This window comes from Chitinivibrionia bacterium (assembly GCA_009779925.1).
GTDB lineage: Bacteria > Fibrobacterota > Chitinivibrionia > Chitinivibrionales > Chitinivibrionaceae > WRFX01.
The window spans coordinates 17,096-27,507 of the sequence record WRAZ01000033.1 but is presented as its reverse complement, the minus strand read 5'-3'; the positions used below and the strand labels follow the sequence as shown (position 1 = coordinate 27,507).

The 10,412-nt window shown below is 40.6% G+C and carries 13 protein-coding genes; 9 read left to right on the top strand and 4 right to left on the bottom strand.

What is annotated here, in order from left to right:
- The first annotated feature begins 352 nt into the window (after positions 1 to 352).
- Genes FWE23_08820 through FWE23_08780 form a run of 9 tightly spaced genes read left to right on the top strand, consistent with a single transcriptional unit; the run spans position 353 to position 4,984 of the window.
- Positions 353 to 769: a hypothetical protein gene (locus FWE23_08820; GenBank protein MCL2845532.1), complete on the top strand. Its 417-nt coding sequence runs from the start codon at positions 353 to 355 to the stop codon at positions 767 to 769.
- A gap of 1 nt (position 770) precedes the next feature.
- Positions 771 to 1,160: a hypothetical protein gene (locus FWE23_08815; protein ID MCL2845531.1), complete on the top strand. Its 390-nt coding sequence runs from the start codon at positions 771 to 773 to the stop codon at positions 1,158 to 1,160.
- A 15-nt stretch (positions 1,161 to 1,175) separates the two neighbouring features.
- Positions 1,176 to 1,994: a leucine-rich repeat domain-containing protein gene (locus FWE23_08810; GenBank protein ID MCL2845530.1), complete on the top strand. Its 819-nt coding sequence runs from the start codon at positions 1,176 to 1,178 to the stop codon at positions 1,992 to 1,994.
- Complete coding sequence (locus FWE23_08805) at positions 1,991 to 2,746, top strand: ERF family protein (protein MCL2845529.1); 756 nt, start codon at positions 1,991 to 1,993, stop codon at positions 2,744 to 2,746. Before FWE23_08810 ends, FWE23_08805 begins: the two co-directional genes overlap by 4 nt.
- A 9-nt stretch (positions 2,747 to 2,755) precedes the next feature.
- A complete protein-coding gene (locus FWE23_08800) occupies positions 2,756 to 2,956 on the top strand; it encodes a hypothetical protein (protein MCL2845528.1) in 201 nt (66 codons plus the stop codon).
- On the top strand, positions 2,953 to 3,153 hold the full coding sequence (locus tag FWE23_08795) for a hypothetical protein (GenBank protein ID MCL2845527.1): 201 nt from the start codon (positions 2,953 to 2,955) through the stop codon (positions 3,151 to 3,153). Before FWE23_08800 ends, FWE23_08795 begins: the two co-directional genes overlap by 4 nt.
- The gene (locus FWE23_08790) at positions 3,150 to 3,887 is read left to right on the top strand and encodes a phage Gp37/Gp68 family protein (GenBank protein ID MCL2845526.1); all 738 of its coding nucleotides are present in this window, start codon (positions 3,150 to 3,152) and stop codon (positions 3,885 to 3,887) included. The genes FWE23_08795 and FWE23_08790 overlap by 4 nt, the downstream gene beginning before the upstream one ends.
- A 2-nt stretch (positions 3,888 to 3,889) precedes the next feature.
- Positions 3,890 to 4,315, top strand: a complete 426-nt coding sequence (locus tag FWE23_08785; GenBank protein ID MCL2845525.1) for a D-Ala-D-Ala carboxypeptidase family metallohydrolase — start codon at positions 3,890 to 3,892, stop codon at positions 4,313 to 4,315.
- 21 nt (positions 4,316 to 4,336) lie between these two features.
- The gene (locus tag FWE23_08780) at positions 4,337 to 4,984 is read left to right on the top strand and encodes a recombinase family protein (protein ID MCL2845524.1); all 648 of its coding nucleotides are present in this window, start codon (positions 4,337 to 4,339) and stop codon (positions 4,982 to 4,984) included.
- Positions 4,985 to 5,297: 313 nt separating this feature from the next.
- On the opposite strand, the gene FWE23_08775 is transcribed toward FWE23_08780, so the two are convergent.
- From FWE23_08775 to FWE23_08760, 4 genes are read right to left on the bottom strand one after another with little or no spacing between them, the layout of a single operon-like run.
- The gene (locus FWE23_08775; protein MCL2845523.1) at positions 5,298 to 6,755 is read right to left on the bottom strand and encodes a hypothetical protein; all 1,458 of its coding nucleotides are present in this window, start codon (positions 6,753 to 6,755) and stop codon (positions 5,298 to 5,300) included.
- Entirely contained in the window at positions 6,734 to 8,053 is a 1,320-nt protein-coding gene (locus FWE23_08770) for a hypothetical protein (protein MCL2845522.1), read from the bottom strand. The genes FWE23_08775 and FWE23_08770 overlap by 22 nt, the downstream gene beginning before the upstream one ends.
- Positions 8,054 to 8,069: 16 nt before the next feature.
- Entirely contained in the window at positions 8,070 to 8,861 is a 792-nt protein-coding gene (locus FWE23_08765; GenBank protein ID MCL2845521.1) for a hypothetical protein, read from the bottom strand.
- The gene (locus FWE23_08760; GenBank protein MCL2845520.1) at positions 8,840 to 10,054 is read right to left on the bottom strand and encodes a hypothetical protein; all 1,215 of its coding nucleotides are present in this window, start codon (positions 10,052 to 10,054) and stop codon (positions 8,840 to 8,842) included. Before FWE23_08760 ends, FWE23_08765 begins: the two co-directional genes overlap by 22 nt.
- Positions 10,055 to 10,412: the final 358 nt, after the last annotated feature.

The following is a 10,412-nucleotide window of genomic DNA, read 5'->3' as shown; positions in this document are numbered from 1 at the left end:
TTTACATAATATCAATTATGGGAAATAACGTATTTTCTTTTCGTCGGGGGATAGGAGTATGTAAAAACACAATAATTCACTGACAAAATAAACCAATTAAAAACCTCGGGAGGTTAAAATGAAAAAAAATCAACGGTGTTTTCCGTGTCGAACAAAATCAACAATGCAAGGATGGCGGGTAATGCATACGCTTTTACTCCCGAGGTTAAGCGGGACTATCTGCCATCCTTGCTACACTGATAAGCGATTGTGAGGTGCGCAAATGATAGCAATCAAAGCGTATGCATATTTTCAGGGTAATTTTTGCGCTTCGGACATTGTTAAGAAACAATTAGGCGTCAGCGACAACGATTTGCTAAAAATTGCAGGGAATAGACTAAATACTTGGTTTGAATGGAACGGGTGCGATGTTATAATTCGTGTTTGTTGCGATAAATGGGGTTATGAATGTGAAAACTGCGATACCGAGGAAATGTTTTGGAGTTTTTGCAAAAAGAAAAAAACAAATATCGCCAATCCCCTATCGAAAAAACAAAGTAAAAATAAATCGAGTATCGAAAAAAAAGTTTTAGAGTTAGTCGGATGTTTACCCAAAGAAAGAACTTTAAAACAAATAGAGGATTATTACAAGGGAGTTAAAGGAGCAACTATAAGGGAAGCTATAGCGATAGAGGTGCTTAAAAAAGTATTGAATAAAGAGGATGATTATTTACAAAGCGCCAAAATTTTTTTAAACAAAATAAACCAATTAAAAACCTCGGGAGGTTAAAATGAAAGACGAAGAAAGAGTATGCGGTGATTGCGGAAGCATAATCACACCAGACGAAACAGGAGCGAGAGTATCGCCGACAGGTTGGCATTGCACCGATTGTGCAAAAGAACAAGAAGAAGAGCCGATGTCGGTTTTGGCGGCAATGTATAATGACGTGTCAAGCCAAATAAAAACCCTCGAGAAAAAGAAAGACGCACTTAAAGAAGCGATTTATGCAAGGCTCGGCGACAATTTGGAAGCGACGGACGGGCATTACAGAGTAGTTCGTAAAGTAGTATTCTCGTCAAGATTTGACAGCTCGAAGTTCAAAGAAGAGAACAAAGAACTCGCCGAGAAATACACAGTAAAAACATCATCCGAAAGACTAACTGTAGAGTTAGCATTTTAACAAAAGGAGCGAAAAATGAAAACAGCAACAAGTTATAAAATCAATAATGGAAAGGTAAATTTTTTTTGCAAAGACGGCAATTTACTAACAGGTAAATTTGAGTGGAAATCGCAAACTTTGGATTTACGCTACACAAAAGTAATTGATATTTCAGCGTTGAGTGGATTGACTAACTTGAAAACTTTGGATTTATCCTACACAAAAGTAATTGATATTTCAGCGTTGAGTGGATTGACTAACTTGAAAACTTTGGATTTACGCTACACAGAAGTAATTGATATTTCAGCGTTGAGTGGATTGACTAACTTGAAAACTTTGGATTTATCCTACACAGAAGTAATTGATATTTCAGCGTTGAGTGGATTGACTAACTTGAAAACTTTGGATTTACGCTACACAGAAGTAATCGCAGGATTGTATGGCAAAATATTATATGCTTATAATATTTGTTTTTTCGTAGAAAGAAAAAGAGGCGGAGTTTATTACGGAAATATTTTAGGGAGAAAAGAAAATTCGTATGTAGTAGAGAAAGATGGGGTTTACTCTCACGGAAAAACTTTAAAAGAAGCAAAAAAAAGTTTCCTCTACAAAATATCAATCCGCGATGTGTCAGAATACAAATCTTTGACAACAGAAAGCGTATTGTCCTTAAAAGATATGATAGAATGCTACCGAGTGATAACAGGAGCCTGCGACGGCGGCGTTAGACATTTCTGTGAAAGCAATGGCAAACTCAAAAAAGAGTATTCGATAAAAGAAGTAATAAAACTGACTGATAGAAATTACGGAAACAGTGATTTTATAAAGTTTTTTACAAAAGGAGAAAAACAATGAGCGTTTATAAAAAATTATCTGCGGTAAAGGCAGAACTTGCAAAAACAGATTTAAAGAAAAGCGGTAAAAACAAATTTGCAAACTTTGATTATTTCGAGTTGTCGGATTTTTTACCAAAAGTTGTGGAACTGTGCGACAAGCACGGTATTTGCACAAACTTTTTCATTGAGGGAAATATTGCGGTTTTAGACATATATGACAGCGAAAACGTCGAAATCCACGCGAATTTTTCTTGTCCGTTTGTCAATGCCGACATCAAAGGTGCTGTGGCAATTCAGCAACTCGGCGGCGCAATTACATACTTGCGCAGATATTTGTATATGATGGCTTTTGATATTGTTGACAATGACGTTGTTGACAGTCAAGAAAGCCATAAAAAAGAGGATAATTCTAAATCGAGCAATAACAATCATTACGATGAGCCCCCCGCATATTACGAACAGGAGGAACATACACCTCTCCCCTCTTGCAATGACGGAAATAAAAACGGCTTTGTAAAAAACGTATCTATCAAGCAAGATAAAAACGGCGACAATTATCTCTGTATGTTGTTAGAGGACGAAAGCAAAAATGTTTACTGGAAAAATGTATTTGCCAAACAAATACCACATTTCAGAAAAGAATTTGAAAAAGTCGGCGAAGACATAAGAAAAGACGAACTTGACAAATACGTGAAAAACGCGAAAGTATCTTTTGTTGTAAGCGGAAAAGAAGTATCGGGCGTAAGACTTGTAGAATATCCGAAATTTTAAGGAGGAAATATGAATGTTTGTTGGTTTTCTGCGGGTGTATCGTCTTTTATTGCGGAAAATGCAAATCCAAAATGCACCTTTGACGAAGACGAGGATAAGAGTGCCTGTGATTGCTTTACTTACGACTCTTACGACAGAAATGAAAGGACGTGTCGTCATTTTTACTCCTCCGACGATTACAATGAATGTCATCATTGGAGGAGTTTATGATTGAAATGACCGCTAAAGAACTGTTGTATCATTATAGAGATATATATTTCGATGTAATTAAGAATATACCTCGTGCTTATATCGAATTACAAAGTATGATTATTATAGCAATTCTTGGTATAGTTTTAATTCCCATAGCATTTGCTTACAATGTTGTGAGGAATTACTATAAAAGCAAAACAAAGGAGGAAATATGAACAAAAGTAAAATCGAATGGTGCGATTACACGTGGAATCCTATCACAGGATGTTTGCACGGTTGCCCGTATTGCTATGCTCGCGGAATTACTCGGCGGTTTGGCGTAAAAGAACGTGATGATAAAAATTGTCATTGTTTGGATTATCCCGAAACGGCAAGCAGTTTTCGCGGTAGTGTTAATGTTCCATATCCATACGGATTTAGTCCAACATTCCACCGCTACCGCCTTGACGAGCCGCAAGCCGTTAGAAAGCCGCAAAACATATTCGTATGTTCAATGGCAGACCTTTTCGGTGATTGGGTGCCTGATGAATGGATTGAGGAAGTATTCGCGGCGTGCGCCAAAGCTCCGCAACATCGGTATTTGTTTTTAACGAAAAATCCGCGCCGATATGAAGCTTTGAATTATGCGGGGATATTGCCAAAAGAGCATTGGTATGGCACATCGTTAAATAAGCGCGACGATGATATATTTTGCTCGGACGAATATAACACATTTCTTAGTATCGAACCAATACAAGAACGTTTAGGAATTGACACTCAGATAAAAAACAATTGGGTGATAGTTGGCGCAGAGACAGGAAACAGGAAAAACAAAGTAGAGGTTAAGCGCGAATGGCTTGAAGATATTAAAGAAGCGTGCGCAAAAGACAAGGTGCCTTTATTTATGAAGAACTCCCTAAAGCCGATTTGGGGCGACGAACTAATACAACAATTTCCGTGGGAGGTGTAATTTTGCAACGAGTAATCAACTGGAACAATTACGCCAACTTCAACGCAACAGAATTTAACTGCCGATGTGGCTGTGGAGCAGGCGGAGAAAGAGTATCTCTTGTGCTTATGAATATGCTCCAAAGAGCAAGAACGCGTGCAGGTATCCCCTTTTCCATAAATTCGGGCGGCAGATGTCAAAAGCACGCGGCACAAGTGTCCACAGCGAGCAATACACTTGCAAGCGACCACACATTTACTGCTACTCAGTTAGTGCTTGGCGCGGATATTCGCACGACAGACAATGCCCAACGGTGGCGAATTATAGACGCGGCACAGCGAGAGGGATTTACTCGAATAGGTATAGGGAATGGATTTGTCCATTTGGGTATAGGAACGAGAGAAAACGCGGGAGCAAGAAACCCGTCAAATGTAATTTGGCTGTATTAACAAAAAAAGAGGAGGTGTAAAATGATATACGCTTACGTCCGAGTATCAACGGACAAACAAACCGTCGAAAACCAACGACAAGAAATAATGAAACATTTTGACGTTCTTGGCATTAGTCCGCTTTTACTTGTAGAGTGGATTTCTGAAACAATAAGCGGAAAGAAAAAGGCAGAACACAGAGAGTTAGGCGCGCTTATCCAAAAAATGCAAAAAGGCGATACTCTCATAGTATCAGAGTTATCAAGATTAGGACGGTCAATAACCGATGTTCTCTTAACGGTAGAGAAGCTAAAAGAGAAAGGCTCTCGGTTAATCTGCGTTAAAGAGCGCATAGATACCTCAAACAACGACTTGACAACGCGAGTAATGACAATGTCGCTTGCAATGTGCGCCGAAATCGAACGCGAACTAATAAGCCAACGCACAAAAGAAGCATTGGCGGCGAAGAAAGCGGCTGGCGTTGTTCTCGGACGACCGAAAGGCGCCGACCGAGAAGTTAAATACGACAAATACCGCGACGATATAATGCGCTTATTGGGTTTCGGATTTAGCAAGCGGCACGTTTGCGAGGTCTTGGGCTTGGATAAGGATATGCTTAATCGCTATCTTCGGCGCCTCGATAATATTCCCATAGATGGCGAAGATTTTTATCGCGATAAAGAGTGTTAGTAATGGTTTAATATTAAGACGGGAACAAACGCGTTATTTTAACGGTTCTACCCGTCTTATTTTACAAATCTTGGAAGTGTCGAGAATGCGAAAGCGATAAAAATGCGTAAAATGTATGTGTTATAATCATAATACTTTGCGCGGAATGTATTTTTATTGGAGAGGAGGTTAGTTATGAGTGCTTTTCAGATTGCCGCTATACCGTTTGCGGTGTTTGGCTTTTTAGCCGCGATAATATTACATTTAGGGAATTGGCTCGAGAGCAAAAGTAAATTATAAACTTCAAGGCAGGGCTTCCACTCTGCCTTTTTTTCTACCACAAATTAGCATTCCCCACACAAACATCATTCGACACTATCGGCTTACTTTCAACTATCCGCTTCGCCCTTGTCGATACTTCTTTAGCCACATCATAAGGTTTCAGTGATACCAACGCATAACGCACCACATCAATGAAACACTTCCACGGCGACTTTTCTATAGCCGAGCCCTCTTTATCACTATCCACATCAGCCCATCTGTATTTCTTAAATGCCGATATTGTATTTTTGCACTTGCGCAATATAAACAACTTCGGGCGGTTATCTGCGCTTATCGGCTCTTCGGGATTATAGCGCAAATGGTCGTGTATAGCTCCGTGTCCGATATATATACTATCGTTTATCTTTGTATTAACCGCAACTTTATTTCGCCGATATTCCGAGGCAATAGTTTTATTTGTATTCGGGAGTTTCAAATTCATAAGGTTCGGGTCGCCAATAGTGTATGCGTGCGGCTTATCTTTCACAATGTTTTTTATATCTGCGCAGAAATGCTCAATTGTCTTGCTTGTGCTTTTAATCATATTCCACTCTCGGTGCGGATATTCATCGTATATGTATATTGTATTGCTTGCGTCTTGCGCGTAAAATATAACGGACGGCTCTTTCACAAGGTGCGGGTCTATTGCATAGCCGTACACATAATCGTTTTCGGGTAGTTCTTCTACTATATGAATATGTTTATCAAACTCTGAAAATATATTCCCTGCTAACTTCATAAGGTCTCCATTAACTCGGGCTGATAATTCTTCGGGGTGGCTCTTCCACATATCAATAAGGTCTTCAATGTCCTCACGCGCCAAGTGTCCATTTACGCCCTCTATATCTTTGCAATTATCCCAAATACTTATCTTTGTAAATTCAGCACTTCTAAACTTTTCGGGGTCATCTGCTATATCTATAAGGTAGTCGCAACCTTTCAAAGGCGTGATGGTATTTATTATAAATCCGCCTTTCGACACCCGCGCGACATTTTCAGCCCATAGCTGTGAAGACAGCGGCTCGTCTATAATTATAAGGTCTTGTTCCGTTCCCGAATGTTGGTCGGGACTTTGCCCGTTCGACTTGCAAACTATAACTTGCCCGTTTATTTCAAGTCGGTGATAAAATCCGTCTTTCTCGCTAAACTTTGCCTCAGGTATCCACTTTTTAATAATCTTATACATTGCTCCGTCTTCTTTCAGACTATCTGACGGCGCAACAAGACGAATATTTAATCCTCCGTTCTTTCGTTTTCGCTCTAATAAGTGGTGATATATTCCTATATTTTGACGGCTTGGATGTATCGCTCCAATACCATAACACAATGCAGGCAAAACTTCGGTGGCAACAACTGTAGTCTTCCCACATCTATTGCCGCCTGTTATTATGTTATACTTCGGATATCTTCCCGTCTCTGCCGATACATTTTCCCAACAACGAAGAGCTTTTACCTGTCCAAGATTTGGCATAAAGTTTTTGAAAGGGAAATACGCATATCAACGGCTTGGTCGTTAATCGATACAAGCGGGAACTCTTTACGAACAGCACCGAACATTGTCTCCTGCTTAACGCAAATAGCTTTTCCGTATTTGTCCGTTCCTATGTCGTGTTTGATATTCGCGTTGTCTGTTTGCAAAATGCTTTCACGTCCATGCAAGAAGCCAACTCCGACCGCATCTGATTGAGCAAGAACATAACTTGTCCAATCTTCGCAATCCATACCGCCGCCAAATACGGGCGCGGTAAATCCTGTCGGAAGAGAAGTTCCGCCATTTACTTTCGGTGAGCACGCCTTAAGTATAGGATGGTCTATAACAAGAATTCCATTATACAAAAAGCCCTCTTTGAAGCCATAAAATGCTAATTGATTAAGCAAAGTTCCAACGTCAATTTGCACTTTATCGTCAATAGAGCGGCGAAGTGCAACAACTTCTTCGGGCGAAACGATAAACAAAAAGTTTGTCGTTGCGTCAATAGTAGTCGCTTGTGCAAACTTTTTGTTTGCTGCCATAAGTCCGATTTTGTCAAGTTTGTTTCTCGACAAATAACCTCCTGCGCCTGTATCTGCCGCCAATATTTCAATAGCCGACTGTGTAGCTCCGTTCCACAAAAGGTCTCCCCAAGTGCTATGCACGGTTTCCCAGTCGAGGTCAAACATAGTGTCATTGTTCACGTCCGCAATCCAAACGTTTCTGTTCATTTGCGGAATTCCTGCGATACTTCTTCCCGTAAATTGAAAGTTCAAACCGCCTCTCATTCTGCTCGCCAACAAGTTTACACTTGCTCCGTTCAAGAATGACTGAGCCATAGCATAGTCAAGATAAGACACAAACCAATTAGTCAATGCTTTTCTCACCTCGCTGTTGCTGTCTTCAATAAACGGCTCTAATTCTTTCACACTCATATCGCCACGTAAAGGCACTTCGGGTGAAGTGATTTTATTGGTCGCATACTCAACGTTTCCGAATTCAAGCGGATTTGTCGCAACAGGGGCTTTGTCGCCAAAAGACGCTTTCCCTGTTATTTTGCGCACTTCTGCATTCATTCCGTGTAATCCCGACGCGATATTTATTCGCTTTATCGCCGCATTACCCGCATTGTTTTTTCCCGCATACAAAGATACGGTATCGGTATTTTTGCCTGTATAAGACAATATACCGAAAAGCGTCTTGCTGTATGTTTGGTAGAATATTTCTTTGCCAACACTCGGCAACGCTACTACTTGACCCGCAGGTCTTGTATTTACAGCAGTCATTTGATTTGCCATACCATACTCCTTTTTTTTAATCTTTCGCTACTATCGAGCGTTCATAATTTCTGATTGCGTCTAATCTTGCACGGTTATTTGTTCTTACCGCTTCGTCCATATACTTCTCCCACGCTATAGGGTCTGAGTATATACCATCCAAACTTGGCACAGAAGCCTCCACCGTCTCGCTGACAATAACAGGGTGCGCCATTTTATTTGCTGTAGGTGCGCCCATTAAAGAATTGCGCACCATAAGGTTTTCGTGTGCATTAACTCTTGCCGCCAACGCGTAAAGCTCAGCATTACTCATATCGCTTATTTGGCTTATTGTATAACCCTTATCCGACAAATACCTAACAAGTTTTCCGACAACGTGTCCGTTTAACGCCGCGTCTTCAATATCCATATAATCCTTTTCTTTGTCGCCCCAATCATACGAATACGACGGGTCAATCTCAGATAGCCCTGCTAACTTCTTGCGAATACAACGCCGAGCGTCTTTCCCCTCATTTGCCGCGCGCTCTTCTGAAAGGTCGTCGGCAATAATAATACTTGCATATCTTCTTGCTTTCGCCTCAATAAGCGCACTAATCATTTCCATTGCCATTTTTTCCGTATCTGCATTTGCAATTCGGTCAAAATCTTCGGTGGTTATACTTGCCATATTATCCACAGTAAGCTCGTTATCCCCTCCTAATGCTCCAAAAGTTAGTCCTCCGCCGACATTATCCGTAATAGTTCCGCCCCTTATCCTCGAAATTGATATTGTTCCACCCGACAAAGCCCGTGAGTAAGCCCTCACATTCATTGATAAAGTCGCAGGCAAAGAGCCTCTTGGAACAATCGGCATTGGGTGCATAATGCTTTGACCGCCCACGTCATTATGCGTCCCACATCCAACTCTAAACATTGTCGATACTTGCCCATTCTGATTAAGAAACGACCCCTGCCAACACTGCACCGCCGAACCGCTACCACCGTTGTCTGTGTATTTGTAATAGTTGCGGTTCTCGTTCCGTCTGTATCTGTAGATATTCCTACGCTAATACCATTACCTGCATTTATATGTGATATTCCGACATCTATATTTGCCGTAGCTGCTTCGCTTTGATTAGCGTTAAAAATAGCAACAGTATTTCCGTTTCTTTGTATCGTAAGTCGTCCGTTGCCAACCATCGGAATTGCAGGTATATCAATCTTTTTGGCATACATTCGCTCCGCAAAGCCATATAAAACAATTTCATCTTCGTGTAGAATTGTAAGCTCCTGAACCATCTGTCTATTTTGAGGTGAGCGCAACAAAAAAACCTCTACTACTTCAATAGGATTTTCTACCGTAAGAGCCTTTCCCAACAAATCACCGTCTGAGTTTCTTTTTGCTATTCTGAATATTTCGGGGTCTTCCATTCTGTTAGCGCCATTACAGCTAATCTCGCTTCCGTGGTCTGCCCCAAATCGAATAAATTCATATTTATCATTTGAATTTCTCGTCGTTTGGTAAAAGTAAAGCCCTAAATTTGTAAGGTTAAACAACAAAGCACCGTCCGATATTCTATTTTGAAATACGCCTCCTGCATTATATTCAGTTTCTTTATTCCAGCCCAAACCAACACCGCTCTCATCACCGTTAGCTACGTTCAAGCCTCTATGACTTAACCGCGTCCTGTTGTTTATATTTCCAGCAGGCGCAATAGTTTGAAATAACAATCCAAAAGTTGTATCAAAATCAAACACAAAGCCTTGACCACCTCCTCCCGAATATCCCTCCTCAAAACGCATTCTTATTCGGTCGCACGCATTTCCTGCACCACTGCCGCCGCTTACCCAATTAGCCACCCACTTATTATTAAATCCACTTTGCGCTATATGACCGTCGCTTGGATTTTCAATATCTAAAAAGTCGCCTGCTACACTCCAAGCAATCCGACCAAAAGAAACATTAGAGATAAGATTTCGCAAAACTTCTATGTCAAAACCGTGCTGTCGCAGACTATCGATAATACGCATAAAATTACGCATTTCAACCTATGCCCAATTCGGAGGAGTTCCCTCACGATTAAGAAGCCACCCAAAATAATCAAAAAGCATAAACGACCTCGCTTTCTTGCAACCAAAATCTATATATCACAGCAGACGTGTCAAGTTTTCAAGCCACCACAAAGCACAGTTTTCACGATAATACTTTTCTCGCGCAAACATTCCGAAAGTCGCAAGAACGCAACTCATAAAAAACCGACAAACCACCACTATTTACGTGAGATTAAAACACAACAAAACTCTTTTTTACTTTTTTGCATATATTATAGACACACGCGCGCACGCGAGAACGTATTTTGTATAAATAAAGAAACAAATAAACTTTATTAACGGGAGGACG